Consider the following 19,384-nt stretch of genomic DNA (forward strand, 5'->3'; position numbering starts at 1 on the left):
TAAAAAGGACTCCTTTATAAATTATACTTACAGTGATAAAATATGTTTGCTGTTTATTTTTGGAGATATTGTTTTATGAATCGCCAGGAGATTTTGGGCCGTAAATATTTCGTTTACCGGGTTATAGTCGCCCAGAAGTACAATATTATTTTTATTTAGCCTGTAGAAATTAAAGTCAGGCAGGATTTTATAAAAATCCCGCAAAAAAAATCTTGAATAAGCATTGTGGGTATTAAATTCAAACTGGATAATTTTAATATGATTTTGGGATATTGTTTTCCTGGCGCCTTCCAGTACCGGAAATTCATGACCCTCGACATCTATTTTTAAAAAATCTATATTAATGATGCGGTTTTTCTCACAAAAATTATCCAGCGTATCTATTTCAAAAGGAATAATTACGGTGTCGCCCTCAATTTGATGTATTTCATCAAACGCATCTTTATAAATCGAAGCTATTTCGGAGTTATCGCCGTTAACGGTATTATATAGCTCTCCGCTGCCGGTAGTGCTGCCAAATCCAATATTAAATAATTTGATATCTGTATTGTTGGTATTCCTTACTAAGGCATCAAAGGTTTGCTTAACAGGCTCAAACGAATAAATGACGGCATCTTGAAAGTATTTTTTTAATGATAAAGCATAATTGCCAACATTTGCACCGACATCAAAAAATGTATTATTATCTTTTTTATCCAGTAACTCCGGCAATATTTCTTCAAGAAAAAAATGTTCGCCATTCACCTCAGAGATAAAGCCGTTCACAGCACCTATCTGCACAAGACCGTGGATGTGTAAATTGACCTTGATTGCTTTCGCGCTATAAATCAATATTTTTTCCAGGTTTTTCCTGCCGATGATTTTAGCTGTAACATAAATAAAACCTGATAATATTCTTTTCATAATGCAAAGAATTGACTGGCAATGTTATATATATACCTCTTTCTTAGCCGAAGCTAACGTATTTTTTAATAATCCAATAATGGTCATTAAACCAACACCGCCCGGTACGGGAGTTATATAAGATGATTTTGGCGCCACGCCTTCAAAATCAACATCGCCATAAAGCTTGAAGCCAGATTTCGTTAGGGTTGATGTTTCGCGGTTCATACCTACGTCAATTACCACTACGCCATCTTTTACCATGTCGGCCGTAATAAAATTCTTTTTGCCGATGGCAACGATCAGGATGTCGGCATCCAGCGTAAACTTTTTGATATCTGGCGTGCGGCTATGGCAAATGGTTACGGTACAGTTGCCCGGAGTGGTGTTACGCGCCATCAAAATGCTCATGGGCGAACCAACAATATTGCTGCGGCCAACAACCACGCAATGCTTGCCAACGGTATCAATACCGTATTCTTTCAGCATCAAAGTAATACCATAAGGTGTAGCCGGGATAAATGATGGTAAATTACGCTGCATCCGGCCCAGGTTAACGGGGTGGAAACCGTCGACATCCTTGCGGTAATCAATCCGCTCGGTTACTTTCTCCGGGTCGATATGTTTGGGCAGGGGGAGTTGTACGATGATGCCGTCGATATCCGCATCGGCATTCAGCTCTTCTACTTTCTTCAGCAGTTCTTCTTCGGTAACGGTATCCTCATAACGCACCAGGCTCGATTTAAAGCCCACGTTCTCGCAGTTTTTGATCTTGCTGGCAACATAGGTTTCGCTGCCGCCGTCATGGCCAACTAATACGGCTACCAAATGCGGCTTGCGCCCGGTCTCCGCTAAAATTTGAGCTGCCTCGGCAGCTATTTCAACCTTTAATTTTTCTGATACGTATTTTCCGTCTAAAAGCTGCATAATACTAATAAAGCGTCATTGCGAGGAACGAAGCAATCTCTAATGAGATAGGTATCGTACCTGGCTATTTAAATAAGGCTTTCGCCATGAATGTAATTTTCCCAATTGATTAGCATGTGTAGAGATTGCTTCGTTCCTCGCAATGACGGCGGCGAAACAATCCTCAGGGGCCTAATCCAGTTTCAACACCGCCATAAACGCACTCTGCGGGATCTCCACATTACCAACCTGGCGCATGCGTTTCTTGCCTTTTTTCTGTTTCTCTAACAGTTTACGCTTACGCGATATATCACCACCATAACATTTGGCGGTAACGTCTTTACGCAGGGCCTTAACTGTTTCGCGCGCAATGATCTTGGCGCCGATAGATGCCTGGATAATGATCTCGAATTGTTGGCGCGGTAAAAGTTCTTTCAGCTTCTCGCAGATCTTTTTACCAAAATCGTATGAGTTACCACGGAAGATCAATGATGATAAGGCATCAACCGGCTCGGCGTTTAATTTGATATCCAAACGTACCAGGTCGCTGGTGCGGTAACCTATCTGGTGATAATCAAACGACGCGTAGCCTTTTGATATCGTTTTTAGCTTATCATAAAAATCAAATACGATCTCGCCCATTGGCATTTCGAAGACAAGCTCCACCCGGTCAGAGGTCAGGTACGACTGGTTCTTAATGAACCCGCGTTTCTGGATACAAAGCGACATTACCGGCCCTACAAATTCAGACTTGGTGATGATGGTAGCTTTGATATACGGTTCCTCAACCCGGTCAATTTTACTTGGATCGGGCAGGTCGGACGGATTGTTTACTACAATCTCTTCGCCTTTGGTAGAATAGGCCAGGTATGATACGTTGGGAACGGTTGTAATAACCGTCATATCAAACTCGCGCTCTAAACGTTCCTGGATGATCTCCATGTGCAGCATGCCCAGGAAACCGCAACGGAAACCAAAGCCTAAAGCGGCAGACGATTCCGGCTCGAAAACCAGTGAGGCATCGTTTAGCTGCAATTTAGCCATCGACTCGCGCAGCTCTTCGTAATCCTCGGTATCTACCGGGTAGATGCCCGCAAATACCATCGGCTTAACCTCTTCAAAACCCTGTATGCCGCTTTCGCAGGGGCGGTTAATGGTAGTTATGGTATCGCCAACTTTAACCTCGCGCGATTCCTTGATGCCTGATATAATATAACCTACGTCGCCGGTTTTAATGACGTCTTTGGGTAGTTGTTTTAGTTTAAGCGTGCCAACTTCCTCGGCGATGTATTGCTTTTCGGTAGCGAAGAATTTTACCCGGTCGCCTTTACGGATCTCGCCGTTAACCACCTTGAAATAAGCTACAATACCGCGGAACGAGTTGTAAACCGAATCAAAGATCAAGGCCTGTAAAGGCGCTTCAGGATCGCCGACAGGGGCAGGGACACGCTCGACAATGGCGCGTAAAATATCATGCACGCCTAAACCGGTTTTGCCGGATGCGGCTAAAATTTCTTCGCGTTTGCAGCCTATCAGCTCAACGATCTGATCCTTAACCTCCTCGGGCATAGCGCCGGGCAGGTCCATTTTATTGAGTACCGGGATGATCTCCAGGTCGTTCTCTAAAGCTAAATAAAGGTTGGATATGGTTTGCGCCTGGATGCCCTGCGCCGCATCAACGATCAGCAATGCTCCCTCGCAGGCAGCAATAGAGCGGGATACTTCGTACGAGAAATCCACGTGGCCGGGGGTATCAATCAGGTTCAGAACATATTTCTGCCCGTCAAGCTCATAGTCCATTTGTATGGCATGGCTCTTTATGGTGATCCCGCGCTCGCGCTCCAGGTCCATGTCATCCAGCAATTGTGCCTGGCTTTCGCGCTGGGTAATGGTGCCGGTATATTCTAATAACCTGTCGGCAAGGGTACTTTTACCGTGGTCAATATGGGCTATTATACAAAAATTACGTATGTGCTTCATTCAGCCGCAAAAATAGGTTTTTTGGGTGATAAATTAGTATGGTTTAATGGATTTAGCTATCTTGTTTGCATCAAAGACAAACCATGAAGAAATTGTTGTTTATTGCCGCGCTGCTCATTCCGATTTTGACCAAAGCGCAAGGCCTTTTCGGTGGTACCTCGGTTACCGAGTATAAAGCATCAAACGGCGTAACTTATCATGTAGGGGATACTGTAAGATTGGGGCGGGGCACTAAATCCGACGGTACATTCATGTATTTTGAAGATCATGGGTTAATACCTAACCCGCGCAGTACGCGTAACCTGCCTAAAGATTTTGCCAACGTGGGGGCCACGGTAAAAAGCATCCGCAAAATGAAGATAAATGGTGTGGATAAATATATGTTCAGTGTTAACCCGGGCGGACCGATGCGCTATACTGTTTTTATTGATGATGCCATTGAAGCTTGCGAAGTTAAACCCTGCAAAGCTGCCAATGACGCCAAACCCGCAGCTACAGGCTCCGTTGCCGATGAGATCAGGAAGTTAAAGTCGCTGCTGGACTCGGGAGCAATCACCAAAGAGGAGTATGACGCGCAAAAAAAGAAGGTATTGAACCAGTAATAATTTGCCCCGGGGGTGATTCGCTTCAGGTGATCCGCTCAGCAAAAAATGGTAAAAAATGTCCTGTTTTTAATAGATTGATTATCAATAAATTAATCAGCAAGTACGCTTAAAAGCCCTGACGAATAAGGCTGATCCGAAGTGATCCGCTCAAAAATATAAATATTTTATTTTCAGCTGGTTAACAAAAACAGGTGATCCGGGTGATCCATATTTTTAAGTGGATCACCAACAAATAAAATGCCCTTTCAAAACCAGTTGAAAGGGCATTTGCATTTAAGGGGCTGCGGTGTTAAAACAACATCTCACCCGGAGGGGTTACGCCTTTTAAACGCAGGTATACGGTGGTTTGGCCGCGGTGGTGGGTTTGATGCTCAAATGCCTTGGCTAATATCAGGCCTTTGGTGGCTTTCACGCCTTCGGCTGATGCCGGTTGAGACATGTCTGCATCGGTCATGCCTTCGATAGTGCTTATCGCAAAATCATAGCCATCCATAACTGCTTTGGTTGTGGCTTCCTTGGTTTGTGCCACGGTTTTCTCTACCGATACTTTGCCAATAGGGCTTGCCTTGCCGCTGGCCGCACTGATGAAGTAATAGGTTGCGTCGGTTAGGTGCAGCATTTGTTGCGCAAACGTACGTACCTCGGGCGTAGCTTTAAAGCTATAGCCATCAGCCGGCATGGCGTCCAGATACGCTTTGGTGTAAGCTTTGGCGCGTTTCCATTCGGCAACGCTTTGTTCGCGGGTTATTTGTGCGAACACCGATGTGCAGGTAATGGTAAACATTACCATTAATAAGGTTAATTTTTTCATGATGTGGTTTGATTACAGTTTAAATCAGGATACTAAATTAAACTATTGTTTTTTGATTATAACAAAAAAAAGGCTTCCGGAGTTTATTCAATTCCGGAAGCCTTTTTGTAAATCAGCGTTATGCGTTAAATTATTCTCCGCGCTTCAAGCTGTATTTCTCTATCTTGCTATACAGGTGGCTCCGCTGGATATCGATATCATCCGCGGTTTTTGAGACGTTCCAGTTGTTTTTCTCAAGCTTAAATTTAATGTACTCGCGCTCGGCAAAGTCCTTATAGTCCTGGAAGTTCTTAAACTGGTTGAAGTCGGTTTGCGGTGCGGCGGCCTGTGCCGTTGCAGCTACCGGAGCCGACGGGTTGGCAAATGCTTTCACGTCATCTTCGGTAATGGTCTTATCGCTTAAAATAATTAAACGTTCAACCATGTTGCGCAGCTCGCGGATGTTACCCGTCCAGGGAAGAGCCTTCAGGGCCTCCAGCGCGCCTTCCGAGATCTTTTTAGACGGCATGTTATAGTCGCTGCAGATCTCTTCTAAGAAGCTTTGGGTAAGCAGTGTGATATCATCCTTCCGCTCGGTTAACGGCGGCACGTGGATCAGGATAACGCTTAAGCGGTGGTAAAGGTCCATGCGGAAGTTGCCGGCTTCAATTTCTTTCAGCAGGTCTTTGTTGGTTGCCGCCACTACGCGCACATCAACATCGATCTCCTTTTCGCCGCCAACGCGGGTTATTTTGTTCTCTTGTAAGGCACGTAATACTTTTGCTTGCGCAGACAGGCTCATGTCACCAATCTCGTCCATAAAAAGTGTTCCGCCTGAGGCCGACTCAAACTTGCCGATGCGTTGTTTAATAGCCGAGGTAAACGAGCCCTTTTCATGCCCGAACAGTTCGCTTTCAATCAGTTCTGAGGGGATAGCCGCGCAGTTAACCTCGATCAACGGAGCGTTTGAGCGGTTTGATTTCTCATGCAGCCAGCGTGCCACCAGTTCCTTACCGCTACCGTTGGCGCCGGTTATCAATACCCGCGCATCGGTAGGGGCAACCCGTTCAATAGTTTCTTTGATCTTGGCAATGGGGGTCGAGTCGCCCAAAATAGGGCGGACCTTTGAAACCTTTCGTTTTAATACTTTGGTTTCAACAACCAGGCTGCCGCGGTCGAGCGCGTTGCGTACGGTAATCAGCAGGCGGTTAAGATCAGGCGGTTTTGAAATAAAGTCGAAGGCGCCTTTTTTACTGGCCTCGACAGCGGTCTCGACCGTGCCATGACCCGATATCATGATAAAAGGCAGATCGGGTTTAATGGCGAGGCCCTCGCTTAAAACCTCCATGCCATCCATGCGGCTCATTTTTATGTCGCAAAGTACAAGGTCGTAATCATTTTTGCGGATCAGCTCTAAACCGTCAATTCCGTTGTCTACGTCTTCTACTTCGTAATCTTCATATTCAAGTATCTCTCTCAGCGTACTGCGGATCGCCCGCTCATCGTCTATTATTAAAATTTTGGCCATGCTTTTGGTATAGAATTATTCTGTATAATAACGTTACTAATATAGGATTTGTATAGGAAACTAAACACTTTTAAAGAGTAGTTGTTTTGGATGGTGTTATTTTTTATTGATTGGGGACAAGTGGTTGGAGATTTGGGATAGCGGAGGTTGCAAATCTTAGCGTCGACGGTTAATGTTACCTGCCTTATAAGCTGCCGCGTAGCCTCTTAAACGCCTTTTTTCTATTTTTGAACGATAATGGTGGTGTCTTTTGGCGTTGTGTTTTTATTGGCTTGTTGTTGTATGTATTTGATGATGTCGTACTCTGACGCATGGGTGATAAACTCGTAGGTCGGACGGTTATCAATCATAAAATTATCTAATTGCTGCCCCTCATAGCCGGTATATTTGGTTACCAGGCTCCTGGTAAAGCGGGTGTCTATGATGTCATCATGATAATCCCTTACCAGTGTTTTTTGAAGCCGGCGCGCATTTTTGCCTTCTCTGCTGAAATGACTGTACAGCGCATCTATATTTATCGCTATCCCGGCAAAGGCAAAGCCGCCAAGCGCAGAGATGATATGGCTGTCATCGCCGATGCGGTATATTTGTTTGTAATCCTGCCGGTTCTTCCTGAATTTATCCAGCGCGCTGACCTGGTGATCTCTGATGGTTATTTCGCCTAAGGTGTTGGGTAAGGGTTTAAGGCTAATCAATAGCGGGCTTTGATTATGGAAGATCAGGGTATCCGTTTTAAGGCCGATATAACTGGTTAAAATTGTGTCCCCCCTGGTTAATGTTAGTACGAAGTTGCCCTCCATGCCGCTGACGGCAAGCCTCCCCGAACTTAAATTTTTAATTGTCGCTCCGCTTAAAGGTTTCAAATTACTGCTGACAATTCCATAGGTACTTTGCCCATACGTAAAAGTGCCGGTGATCGAAGCCAGCACCATCAGAAAACAGCGCAGGCACGCATACGGATTAAATGATAACAGAAACATCGGTCTTAATTCAAATAGGTTCATCTTCCCGTAATTGGTCTTTTTGTTTTTTTGGCTTTAAGGGGTACCTGTGGCAGAACATTAAATTATCTTGTTGTTTACCAGGTGCTGTTATCAACTATTTTATCATCAATTAATACCTGAAAATCATCAAACCAGGCTTTGCCCTTGCCGGTCATTATAAACGCAAAGCTTACTGATTTTACGTCGGCGGTTAAAGGCAGCTCCAGTTCATACTTTGACCAGTCGGTAGTTCCCGACGGGCTTTTATCATGGGTGTCTGCCTGAAATATGGGTCCTTTTTCCCCATTGAGCATAATCAGTATTCCCGCAGCACCCTCTCTTAAATTTTCCGTTTTAATAAAAGCAGAAACTTTGACCGTTCTTCTTAATTTAAAGGCCGACGATAAATACATGGTACCGGCGCCGCCCACCCCCCGGTCTTTTACCGTATCAGATTTCGCTTCGACAGAATATGCTCGTTTGCCGGTGTGGGCAACAGTGGTATCTGTATTGAGGGAGTATTGTTGCCTGGTATTAATAGGATCCCAGCTAATCACATTTCCTTTTGAATCATATTGTTCAAATCCGAAGTTTCTTACAATTAACTGCCCGTGAGCTTTGAGATTACAGATGAAGCAAACCGCTGCTGCGAAGATTAGTTTATACATGGTTACCTTGTTTAGGTTTATAAAAACTGTTAAAAGTGAACGTTCGTTTCAATTTTTGATAGCTGTGAAAACAAAAATAAAGCATCTGTGGCATAGCTATCCCGGTCAACAACGGTATTGGTAATTATTTCTTTTGATGTAGACAGTAATATCGGCTGATATCCTTTTAAAAGATCGCTGTCTTTTTTACGATCAAAATAGTCATTTTTTTTGTACAAGGTTTTGGCCTGCTCCGGGCCGGATAAAACCTCAACATTAATTTTTTTTGCCGAATAAGAAACCACCGGTATCCGGGCTATATCAGCGAAATCTGTGATAAAGACATAATAATTTTCTTTTAAATCCTCGCCGAGATATTTCCCTGTTGAAAAAAAAGGATGATTATCGAGAGAAAAACTCCACTTCAGATCAGCTTTGGCCACTTCGGTGTTTAACGCATAGAAAATGGTTTTTTTGCCGAGCTTTTTTAAGATTTGGTTGGCGACGTACCGTGACCTTTCGTTGAGGTATCTTGGCGGAATCCGTTGGTCAACAGACACAATTTGAACCACTAACGTGTTATGCAGCAAATCCTCATTACAGCTGCTAACCAGGTCCTGCTGCATCTTTGAAAGCTTTTTGTTTTTAAGACTTTCTACCCAAATTTTGATGTCCGAATAAGCTATGGAATCCGGTGCGATGCTTTCGCTCCATTTTTCACTCAATTTTTTACCGTAAGGTTGGTCGACTGCAAAAACATAGGTTGATAAAAAATACGATGGCGGAATTATTTTATTGGGAGCAACGCCAAAAATATTGACCATGTCTTGCGGGTGGGCTAAATTGTATTTTTTTATCCAGGTTAAGAGCGACATAAAATCGGTGTTCGCGAATTGTCCCCTGGCGGGAATGGCATTAATGAACAGGGGTATAAATACGGCACTATCCGCGGGTGCGGAAGAGGTTAGATAAGCATTTAATGGCTGAAGCAACCAATTGTCGGTTTGTAATACGATATTCCTGAATTTCTTTTTACTGATCAGGTAAGCCGAAAAGGCTGTATTTAACTTTTTTGATTCCTTTACATATTCGCCAACATCGCCTAAACCTACAAGTTTAACTTCGTCTGTATTTTTAAAGTCCGAAATTTGGTCAAACAACGGGATGGCCTGATCTATATTTTTTGATGCGATTTCCTGGATCTTTTGCGCGTTGACGTTGCCAAAACCAAATAACAGGACAGTTGAAATAAGCAGGTTTTTCATAAGGCATAGTTTGATTTTTATTTAGGAGTTGGGTAAATGATAGAAAATACCACTAGGGCATCAAAAAGATTGTGATATTCCGGAACAAAAACATGAAGCCCGCCTACGTCAATTACATTGACATTTTCTTTTATATTCATGTTGATCAAATCCTGACGAAAGAAAATCCCTTCTGAAATTCCATATTTATCCTGGATGTTATAAGCGGCAGTAGTAGGCCCGGATTTAAAGATCCTGGTTACATATTTTTTGCTGTTATTTTGCGTAGTGTCCTGATTGGTAACATCAACTGCTGCAAATTTTGAGAAATCGGTTGCAATCACGTAATACCGGCCTTTAAAATATTGATCCAGGTAATTTCCCATATACTTTTTTTCGGCCCTGATGATGTGGCCGTTGTGCGCCCAAATTATGCTTTTGGAGTTTGCGTTCAGGTATCTGACATTTTCTGACATTACGCTATCCCGGAATAAATTTGCAGCGTCAGATTTCTCCGACTTAGATTTTGAATTCCTGATAAGGTAATTTAAACTGTTAACCACATTATGGATATAGAAAGACAGCCAGTTAAAATCCTCCCCGGCAAGTTTGGCCCTGAGTGCCGGCTGGTTTGACGTGAACCATTTGTTAAGCAGCGCTATTTTATCAGCATCCGGGATCCCCGAATTTAACTGGTACACATATAGCTGGCTTTCTTTATAATTATCGGGAATGATATATTTATTGAGAACATAATTTATAACCAACTGCTCTGCGCGGATATCAAAGCCCATAATCTGCACCATATCTTTCGGGTGGTTATCGTTGTATTGTTTTATCCATTTAAGCAAGCCCGGCAAAACAGATGCAAATGCATTAATAAAAGTTCCGTTTTTAACCCACTTGTTGATATAAGAAGTGTCATTGGTATTTTGATGCGTTAAATAGTTTCTCATTGCTCTGATATCCCCTATATCAGAAAATTCAAAAAGGACTTTTCGATAGCCTTTGCTTTCGATCAGGTATCTGATCAGATTGGCTTTAAACGCCATGGGTTCATAGCCCCCATGGCTAACTTCGCCCAGGCCAACTATCTGAACAGTATCTGATATCTTTTTGTCGAAAATGGAAGCCAGGTAATTTTTTGAATAGGTTGATGTTAAAGCGCTTAAATTAAACCTGGGGAGTTGATTTTTAACCGCCTGGCCATAAGAAAATGGATTGAAAATAATAACCGCAGAAATATTTAAAATGATATGGACAATACGCCTTGATACACTAAGCTTAGTTACAGGCCATATTGAAGTATCTGCTGCCATATACAGGTTGATAGGTTGATTATCTAAAAGTAGATTTGAATATCCAAAAAAACAAACTAATATTTAAAAGAACCGGAGGGCGACGATAAGTTAAGTGCATAGGCACTAAATTTCTGATCGCTAACCTCCGGTCCGCAACTGTAAAAAACGTGTTGTATTTAAACAAACGGCTGATAACATTGTAACTTACATAGCATTAACCAAAATTGATTTTATGATAGCAAAATTTTATAAGCCTTTGGCATTAGGTGCCATCCTTATCTCGGTAACCGCCCTGACCTGTATGGCCCAAACCGGCGAACCGGTTGAAAAAAACAAAGCCAACAGCGACTACAAGCCCGCCTTCGCCGGCCAAACCCGCATTGGCAGCGTCAAAACACAAACGCCTTATAAGGACGAGGTGATTGCCACGGATCTTACACTGCCCTGGGGCCTGCACGTGCTGCCTGATGGCCGTTTACTGGTAAGCGGTAAATCGGGCACGATGCAGATTTTTACTACTGCCGGTAAACTGGATAAGACGATCACGGGTTTCCCGCCGGTGGTGTTTCAGGGGCAGGGTGGTTTGCTGGATGTGAACATTGACCCGGATTTCGTAAAAAACCGCATGGTATACTGGACCTTTTCTGAACCGACGGAAGAAGGCACCTCGACCCTGGCTGTAGCTAAAGGCAAGCTATCGGCCGATGAGACTAAACTGGAAAATGTAAAGGTAATTTGGGAGGCTACACCCCACTATAAAAAAAGCGGCGGCCAGTTTGGCTCGCGTATTGTGTTTGACAGGCAGGGCAACCTGTTTATCAGCAGCGGCGACCGCCAGGCCGGCGATATCCGCATGAAGGCGCAAGACCTGGGCGCCACCACCGGCAAGATCATCCATATCACCAGGGAAGGTAAGCCGGTTGCCGGCAACCCGTTCATCGGCACTGCCGGTGCTAAACCGGAAATCTATGCCCTTGGTTTCCGTAACCCGGATGGTTTCGCCATAAACCCCGTTACCGGTGACCTTTGGGAGGCCGAGTTTGGTCCCCGTGGCGGCGACGAGATCAACCTAATTAAACCGGGCGGCAACTATGGCTGGCCTGTGGTGACCTACGGTATCGAATACAGCGGCCAGAAGGTGGGCGAAGGCATCCAGCAAAAAGAGGGCACCATACAGCCCGTTTATTATTGGGACCCCGTTATATCGCCCGGCTGCATGATGTTTTATACCGGCAACATAGCTGAGTGGAAAAATAACCTTTTTGTAGGCGCGCTAAGCGGTTCGCACATCATCCGCCTGGTTATCAAAAACAATAAAGTAGTAGGCGAGGAGCGCCTGTTAGAGAACCGCCATGAACGCTGGCGCTGCATAGCTACCGGTAAAGACGGCGCCATTTATGCCGGCACAGACAGCGGGAAGTTGTACCGGATAGCTAAACAATAGTATTTTAATAAGCTAATATTTCGTGCCCCGGCCGGTTTTATAACCGCCGGGGCACGTTGCTATAAGGTATATCCCAACAGTAGGGGCGCCAGGCCAAACTCATTGCCCCCCTGGTTAAAGCGGGTAGGCGGTATCGCTTTTGGTTTGCGAAAGCACAAAGAAGCTTTCAACGGTTTTTATATTGGGCAGCTTTGCCAGTTTATGCCGGTAAAAATCATGGTAGGCATCCATGTCAGTGGTGGCTATGCGTAAAATAAAATCAAACGCGCCCGTCATCTGGAAACACTCCATCACTTCGGGAAACTTTGCCACTTCGCTTTCAAATCCTGCCAGGGTATCAGCGGCATGATCGTTAAGCAGCACCTGGCTAAAAGCAATCAAACTTCTGTCGATCTTTTTCCGGTCAAGTATAGCCACTATTCCTTTGATATAACCCTGTTCCTTTAATTTCCGGATCCGTTCGTGAACCGTTGCAATGGATTTTCGAAGTTTGAAAGCAATCTCTTTATTGGTTTGGGAGGCGTCGATCTGTAGCAATTTTAAGATCTCAATATCCGTACGGTCAAGTGAGCTGATAACTAGCATTTGAAAATAATATCAATTAATTAAAAATATGAAACTCTAAACTGTAAATATATACGTTTTTTGTTATCAAAACCATAAAATTTTCAGCTTTTTGATGAATTATTGTAATAACCGTTTAGGATATGGATTTTTACCGAAATTAAAATATATGGATTTGGTAGCGGAAACAGAGGTGAAATTTAGTAGCGAAGACACCTTTAAAAATTTATGGCACATGGTGGGTAATACCCCTATGATTGCTATAAACTATACCTATAAAGGTAACGCAGGTACAATCTATGCCAAGTGCGAGCATTACAATCTTACCGGCAGTGTTAAGGACAGGATGGCCCTTTATATCATGTACCAGGCTTATAAAAACAAAAACATAAAAAAGGGCGATACCATTGTAGAAACCACATCCGGAAATACAGGTATTGCTTTTGCCGCTATTGGTAAAGCCCTTGGTCACCCGGTAAAAATTATTATGCCCGACTGGCTGAGCCAGGAACGGGTAGATATCATCAAAAGCATGGGTGCCGAAGTTATTCCTGTAAGCAAAGCGGAGGGTGGTTTTTTAGGTAGCATCAGCCTGGCAGAGAAAATGGCCAAAGCTGATAAGAATGTTTTTTTGCCGCGCCAGTTTGAAAACGAGTTTAATGCGGAAGCACATCAAAAAACAACCGGCAGAGAAATTTGGCGCCAACTGGCATCAAATGGTTTAATGCCCGATGCTTTTGTGGCGGGTGTTGGTACCGGTGGTACGGTTATGGGAGTAGGCAGGGCGCTACGGATGCTCAATCCGAAGGTAAGGATCCACCCGCTTGAGCCTGCAGAATCGCCGACGCTAACTACGGGCCATAAAGTAGGCAGCCATCGTATCCAGGGCATTTCTGATGAATTTATTCCGGCTATCGTAAAGCTGGATGAGTTGGATAGCGTGATCCAGGCTAATGATGGCGACGCTATTATTATGGCGCAAAAATTAAGTAAACAGCTGGGACTGGCCGTTGGCATATCATCCGGTGCCAATGTAATAGGGGCGATAAAGCTTAAAGAAGAGCTGGGCGCGAAAGCGGTGGTTGTTACCCTGCTTTGCGACAGTAATAAAAAATACCTGAGCACTGACCTGATCCGCGAGGAACCTGTAAAAGAGGGCTATTACGCTACCGATACCGAGTTTACCGGTTATCAGCCAATACCCCGTTTAAATGAATCGTTTCAATAAAATAAATTCAAACACCAGATACTGACAAAAATGAAAAAGCTATTAATAATACCCCTGTTAATGATAACCGGTTTTGTTTTACAAACATCAGCCCAGATTTTAGCCCCTGTAAAATGGAGTTATGGTGCAAAAAAGATCAACGCAAAAGAAGCGGTGGTCTTTATGAAAGCGTCTATTGACGAAGGCTGGCACCTTTACTCGCAGTTTGTTAAAGATGGCGGCCCGGTTAAAACCACTTTTACGTTTGCTTCCGGCGCCTATAGTTTAGATGGCGCCACCAAAGAGCCGACGCCTATAACCCGCAACGAAAAAGTATTCAATATGGATGTCGGCTTTTTTGAGCATGAGGTGATCTTTCAGCAAAAAATAAAGCTTAAAGCCGGACAGGTTACCGTAAAGGGAAAACTAGAGTATATGACCTGTAACGACAAGCAATGCCTGCCGCCCGAAACGGTTGAATTTAGCATACCGGTAAAATAAGATGAAAAAGATAATCTTCCTTCTTTTCTTATTCATAACCCCGGTACTGTTTGCTGCCGCGCAAACCCCGGATACTGCCGGAGTGGCCTTTAGTTCGGATACTACTGCTACAGTAGTCAAACCGGCTGCAAAGCAAACCGCTGAGACAACTATTGCCAAAGCCGCCCGGCCGGAGAAACGATCGCTTTGGGCGATATTTCTTGCCGGCGTAGCAGGTGGTTTTGCCGCGCTGTTAATGCCCTGTATCTTCCCGATGCTACCATTAACGGTTAGCTTTTTTACCAAAGGCGGAGAGAAAAAGGGAGGTGCCGTAGGCAAAGCCTCTTTATATGGGTTATTTATTATCGTGATCTATGTAGTATTGGGACTGATTATCACGGTGATCTTTGGCGCAGACGCCCTAAATAGCCTGTCGACCAATGGCGTGTTTAACTTCTTTTTCTTTTTATTATTGGTTGCCTTTGCCGCATCCTTTTTAGGCGCGTTTGAAATAACGCTGCCCAGCTCATGGGTAAATAAAATGGACGCCAATGCGGACAGGGGTGGTTTTGCCGGTTTGTTTTTTATGGCCGCGACACTTGCCCTGGTATCCTTTAGCTGTACCGGCCCTATCATCGGGACTTTATTGGTTCAGGCAGCTACCACGGGTGCGCTGTTGGGGCCGGCTATTGGTATGTTCGGGTTTTCGGTAGCCTTAGCTATTCCGTTTGCCGTTTTTGCGATGTTCCCTTCATTAATGCAGTCTTTGCCAAAATCAGGCGGGTGGTTAAACAGTGTGAAAGTAGTTTTAGGGTTTTTAGAGCTGGCCTTATCGCTTAAATTTTTAAGCAATGTAGACCTGGCTTACCATTGGCATTTGTTTGACCGGGAGGTTTTCCTGGTGTTATGGATCGTGATAGCGGCATTAGGCGGATTTTACCTGTTGGGAAAATTAAAGTTCTCGCATGACAGCGAAATAAAATATGTGTCTGTTCCGCGCCTGTTTTTGGCCATAATAGTGTTTGCATTTACGGTTTATCTGGTTCCCGGTTTATGGGGAGCGCCGCTAAAGTCGGTTAGTGCATTTTTGCCGCCAATGTCTACCCAGGATTTTGATCTTTCATCAGGAAACGGCCAGGGTGCGGTTACCGGTTCAGTAAATACAGTTAAACATAAGTATGCCGACCTTTTTGATAAACCCAAAGGTTTTGATCCGTATTTTGATTATGATGAAGGTTTGGCCTATGCTAAAAAAGTTCATAAACCGGTGATGATTGATTTTACCGGCCATGCCTGTGTGAACTGTCGTAAAATGGAGGCAAATGTTTGGCCCGATCCGCAGGTATCGCAAACCATCAACCAGGATTATGTACTGATACAGCTCTACGTTGATGATAAAACCGACCTCGCCGCGGCCGAACAAATGACCACACCCGAGGGCCGGGCCATTAAAACTATCGGCAATAAATGGAGCTATTTACAAACCAGCAAGTTTGCAGCCAACTCACAGCCGTTTTATGTTTTGCTTGATCCGGAAAAACAAGAACCGTTGGTTACCCCCGAAGGCGCCAATTATGACGCTGCCGGTTATGCCGGGTTTTTACAGAGCGGCTTAAAGGCCTATCATCAATGACACACTGCAATGAATGAGCTTATATATGATACTATAGTAGAGCAAAAAGTCTTCAATCGTTCTTTAGTAAGTTAGTTACTAGTTAAAACTGAAAGCATCTTGTGAAGCGGATGCTTTTCTTAAAGTCTGCTAAGCGGCTTATAAAATCCGGCAGGCGAATATTCATTTACATTTGTTTTAAGATAAGCTGATAAAGTGCAAACTTTCCAAATGTTTTGAATCTGCAAGATTTTTTTTCAGGGTGCGCCTTCAATCGTTTGATGGGGTACTAAATTGTCGTTTATTTCTTATTTCTTTGCAGGGAGGGCCTATCCTCAAAAAAATAAAATGAAAAATTTTCCTTCGATCATACTGGCATCCAAATCGCCGCGCAGGCAGGAATTATTAACGCTGATGGACCTTGATTTTCGCATTGTGCTAAAAGAGGTTGACGAGTCTTATCCTGATCATTTAACGCCCGAAGAGATCGCCGTTTATATCGCCCAAAAAAAAGCTACCGCGTTTGATGAAACAGTTAGCGAAGAAGTTGTGCTGACTGCCGACACTATTGTGAGTATTGACGGCCACATATTAGGCAAGCCGGAGACCGAACAGCATGCCATTGAAATGCTGCAGATGCTATCTGGCAAAGTACACCAGGTTATAACCGGCGTGTGTTTGTTTTACAAGCAGCAGTATCATAGTTTTTATGATGTATCTGATGTAACGTTCCGCACGCTTACGGACGAGGAAATTATCAACTATGTAATCAAATACAAACCGATGGATAAAGCCGGGTCATACGGGATACAGGAATGGGTAGGGGTGACCGCCATTGTTAAAATTGACGGATCATACACCAATGTAGTAGGTTTACCTACCGAGAAGCTTTACCAGGCTTTAAAACAGTTGAGCCTATAAGCGACATGGGTTTTTAAGATCATACCTAATTTGCTTAGGTATGATCCACTTTTTAGTGATCCGCTTTATTTTTAAGTTAGCTTCAAAAATTGCATAAGTATCTGAATGTCAACCTTTTATTTAGGTTTTGCTGATGTTTTACTACTGATCCAAAGTGATCCGCTTGATTTGTTAAAGTGTTTATTTACAGCTTGTTATCCAAAAAAGGTGATCCGGGTGATCCACTTTTTTTGTGGATCACCCGGTAGTTTTATTACTTTACTTTCAAAACGTTGTTCTTCCGGTTCACGTCCGGCAACGCATTATCCGGGTCGATGGTAACCGACTCGGCCGGTGTAGTGGTGTTGATCGTAAAGGTGGTTGCTTTATTTTGCAGCCAGGTTTCAACCGGCAGATACAGGCGTTGTTTGCTGCCATTTTTCAGTTTCACTTCAACCGTAAAAGGCATAGCCATTGGCTCTTTGTTAACCACCGTTACCTGTATGCCGTTTTTGGGGTCGCCTTCAACATACCTGGCGGTCGCCAGGGCCAGGTCAAGGCTGTAATTATTATAGTACCAGCCTTTCCAGAACCAGGACAGGTCCTCGCCGGCGCCGTTCTCCATCGACCTGAAGAAATCGGCAGGCTGCGGGTGTTTAAAGGCCCACTTATGAATATAATTTCTGAAAGCATAGTCAAACCTGTCTTTGCCCAAAATTTGCTCGCGCAGCAAAATCATACCAAATGCCGGTTTGAAGTAGGTGATGGGGTGCCGGTACTTTTCTGAGATAGCATCAGGCGCAGTCATGATGGTAGGCGCTTCAGGATCAATGATGGTGGGGATGATCTCATCTGCGGGGTTACCGCCGCCCGGCGCATATTCGCCATCGCGTTTGGGTGCGTATTCGCCTTTATTAAATGCATCCGAAGCGTAAACGTCTATAAAGGTATTAAAGCCTTCGTCCATCCAGGCATAGCGCCGTTCGTTTGAGCCCACGATCATCGGGAACCAGTTGTGGCCAATTTCGTGCGCAGTGACCCAGAACAGCTCCTTGCCTTTATCCGTGATCCCGTCAAACAGGATACCCGGGTATTCCATGCCGCCTGCAATCCCGGCCTCATTAACCGCACAAGGGTAAGGGTATACAAACCACTTTGCCGAGAAATGCTCGATGGCGCCTTTCAGGTATTCGGTCGACCGTCCCCAGGCGTCATCGCCTGCGCTCTCTACCGGGTAAACAGACATGGACAGCGACTTTTTACCGCCGGGCAGGTTGATTCTTGCTGCATCCCATACAAACGCTTTGGAGGCTCCAAAAGCGACGTCACGGGTATTGAACATTTTAAAATGCCAGGTCAGGGTACCCTTGTTTACCGGGCGTGACGAAGCCTGCGTCACTTCGGCTGGCGTTCTTATCATAATGGTTTTGTCGCTATTGCGGGCCTGGTTATAACGGCTAACCTGAGTAGTGGTTAAAACCTCAGCGGGGTTAACCAGTTCGCCTGATCCGGCTACGATCATATCCCAGGGCACGGTTACGCTATAGTCGATATCGCCATACTCGCAATAAAACTCGCCGCTGCCCAAAAACGGCAGCGTATCCCAGCCCTGTGCATCATCATAAACACACATGCGGGGGAACCATTGGGCAATTTCATAGATCTTGCCGTTTTTGGTATCGGTGTAATCGGTACGGCCGCCAAAGGCGCCCGGGATAGTATAATGATATTTAATTAAAATGTTGATCCTGCCGCCATTTGCCGCAATTACCCTGGGCAAACGGATCTGCATACGGGTATCGGTAACCACATAGGGCACCTTTTCTATTTTACCGTTTTGGGATAAACTAACCGATTCTATCTGGTAACCGGTAGTATGTTGATCAGCTTTTGGTTGGTTGCCGGTTACAAAGTTTGAGCGTGCGTCTTTCTTGTAGGTATTCTGGTCCATCTGCAGCCATAGATATTGCAAAGCATCGGGGCTGTTATTGGTGTAGGTGATATTTTCATCGCCGGTTAAGGTTTTGGTAACCGTGTCAATAGCAGCTTTGAGGATATAATCCGCCCGGTTTTGCCAGTACTTCGGACCGGGATCGCCATTTACAGCATGAAACTCATTGCCTTTTTCGGTATGGAAAGACGGTGAAAACAGGCCTGACGGAATGTAGTTCGAGCTTATGGTATCATTTGAGGTATTGCGGGGCTTTCTTTGCGCTTGTGTGGTAATAGCAAATAAGGCAGCGGCGCCTAACAAGGTAAATTTTAGATTCATGCGTATCAGTTAAGGACAGCAATATACAAAGGGCAGTGC

17 protein-coding genes are annotated in these 19,384 nt (G+C 44.4%); 6 read left to right on the plus strand and 11 right to left on the minus strand.

Annotation, left to right across the window (positions count from 1 at the left end; all coding sequences use genetic code 11):
• Positions 1–27 precede the first annotated feature (27 nt).
• From LJ658_RS18730 to lepA, 3 genes are all read right to left on the minus strand, one after another.
• Positions 28–903 (minus strand): FkbM family methyltransferase, encoded by an 876-nt coding sequence (locus LJ658_RS18730; protein ID WP_230548080.1) that lies wholly within the window; start codon positions 901–903, stop codon positions 28–30.
• A gap of 24 nt (positions 904–927) precedes the next feature.
• Complete coding sequence (locus LJ658_RS18735; RefSeq protein WP_230548081.1) at positions 928–1,809, minus strand: bifunctional 5,10-methylenetetrahydrofolate dehydrogenase/5,10-methenyltetrahydrofolate cyclohydrolase; 882 nt, start codon at positions 1,807–1,809, stop codon at positions 928–930.
• Positions 1,810–1,980: 171 nt separating this feature from the next.
• On the minus strand, positions 1,981–3,768 hold the full coding sequence (gene lepA / locus LJ658_RS18740) for a translation elongation factor 4 (RefSeq protein ID WP_230548082.1): 1,788 nt from the start codon (positions 3,766–3,768) through the stop codon (positions 1,981–1,983).
• A gap of 83 nt (positions 3,769–3,851) precedes the next feature.
• On the opposite strand from lepA, the gene LJ658_RS18745 reads away from it, so the two are divergent.
• Positions 3,852–4,370: an SHOCT domain-containing protein gene (locus LJ658_RS18745; protein ID WP_230548083.1), complete on the plus strand. Its 519-nt coding sequence runs from the start codon at positions 3,852–3,854 to the stop codon at positions 4,368–4,370.
• Between the two features lie 292 nt (positions 4,371–4,662).
• Here the strand turns inward: LJ658_RS18745 and LJ658_RS18750 are convergent, their stop codons facing one another.
• From LJ658_RS18750 to LJ658_RS18775, 6 genes are all read right to left on the minus strand, one after another.
• Entirely contained in the window at positions 4,663–5,184 is a 522-nt protein-coding gene (locus tag LJ658_RS18750; RefSeq protein WP_230548084.1) for a DinB family protein, read from the minus strand.
• Between the two features lie 130 nt (positions 5,185–5,314).
• On the minus strand, positions 5,315–6,691 hold the full coding sequence (locus LJ658_RS18755) for a sigma-54 dependent transcriptional regulator (protein WP_230548085.1): 1,377 nt from the start codon (positions 6,689–6,691) through the stop codon (positions 5,315–5,317).
• A gap of 221 nt (positions 6,692–6,912) precedes the next feature.
• Positions 6,913–7,671: a hypothetical protein gene (locus tag LJ658_RS18760; RefSeq protein ID WP_230548086.1), complete on the minus strand. Its 759-nt coding sequence runs from the start codon at positions 7,669–7,671 to the stop codon at positions 6,913–6,915.
• 98 nt (positions 7,672–7,769) lie between these two features.
• A complete protein-coding gene (locus LJ658_RS18765; RefSeq protein WP_230548087.1) occupies positions 7,770–8,342 on the minus strand; it encodes a hypothetical protein in 573 nt (190 codons plus the stop codon).
• A 29-nt stretch (positions 8,343–8,371) separates the two neighbouring features.
• The gene (locus LJ658_RS18770; RefSeq protein ID WP_230548088.1) at positions 8,372–9,586 is read right to left on the minus strand and encodes an erythromycin esterase family protein; all 1,215 of its coding nucleotides are present in this window, start codon (positions 9,584–9,586) and stop codon (positions 8,372–8,374) included.
• 17 nt (positions 9,587–9,603) lie between these two features.
• Positions 9,604–10,884, minus strand: a complete 1,281-nt coding sequence (locus LJ658_RS18775; protein WP_230548089.1) for an erythromycin esterase family protein — start codon at positions 10,882–10,884, stop codon at positions 9,604–9,606.
• 214 nt (positions 10,885–11,098) lie between these two features.
• Here LJ658_RS18775 and LJ658_RS18780 point away from each other — a divergent pair, with 214 nt between their 5' ends.
• Positions 11,099–12,310 (plus strand): PQQ-dependent sugar dehydrogenase, encoded by a 1,212-nt coding sequence (locus tag LJ658_RS18780; RefSeq protein WP_230548090.1) that lies wholly within the window; start codon positions 11,099–11,101, stop codon positions 12,308–12,310.
• Positions 12,311–12,424: 114 nt separating this feature from the next.
• Here LJ658_RS18780 and LJ658_RS18785 read toward each other — a convergent pair whose 3' ends face one another.
• Positions 12,425–12,895, minus strand: coding sequence for an Lrp/AsnC family transcriptional regulator (locus LJ658_RS18785; protein ID WP_230548091.1), 471 nt, complete (start codon positions 12,893–12,895; stop codon positions 12,425–12,427).
• Positions 12,896–13,043: 148 nt separating this feature from the next.
• Here LJ658_RS18785 and LJ658_RS18790 point away from each other — a divergent pair, with 148 nt between their 5' ends.
• The 4 genes from LJ658_RS18790 (at position 13,044) to LJ658_RS18805 (ending at position 17,094) form a co-directional block, all read left to right on the plus strand.
• A complete protein-coding gene (locus LJ658_RS18790) occupies positions 13,044–14,102 on the plus strand; it encodes a PLP-dependent cysteine synthase family protein (protein ID WP_230548092.1) in 1,059 nt (352 codons plus the stop codon).
• A 30-nt stretch (positions 14,103–14,132) separates the two neighbouring features.
• Positions 14,133–14,582, plus strand: coding sequence for a protein-disulfide reductase DsbD N-terminal domain-containing protein (locus LJ658_RS18795; protein WP_230548093.1), 450 nt, complete (start codon positions 14,133–14,135; stop codon positions 14,580–14,582).
• Position 14,583: 1 nt separating this feature from the next.
• On the plus strand, positions 14,584–16,194 hold the full coding sequence (locus tag LJ658_RS18800; protein ID WP_230548094.1) for a protein-disulfide reductase DsbD: 1,611 nt from the start codon (positions 14,584–14,586) through the stop codon (positions 16,192–16,194).
• Positions 16,195–16,521: 327 nt separating this feature from the next.
• On the plus strand, positions 16,522–17,094 hold the full coding sequence (locus tag LJ658_RS18805) for a nucleoside triphosphate pyrophosphatase (RefSeq protein WP_230548095.1): 573 nt from the start codon (positions 16,522–16,524) through the stop codon (positions 17,092–17,094).
• 253 nt (positions 17,095–17,347) lie between these two features.
• On the opposite strand, the gene LJ658_RS18810 is transcribed toward LJ658_RS18805, so the two are convergent.
• Positions 17,348–19,345, minus strand: a complete 1,998-nt coding sequence (locus LJ658_RS18810) for a M1 family metallopeptidase (RefSeq protein WP_230548096.1) — start codon at positions 19,343–19,345, stop codon at positions 17,348–17,350.
• Positions 19,346–19,384 lie beyond the last annotated feature (39 nt).

Source organism: Mucilaginibacter sp. UR6-11, from assembly GCF_020880695.1.
Lineage (GTDB): Bacteria > Bacteroidota > Bacteroidia > Sphingobacteriales > Sphingobacteriaceae > Mucilaginibacter.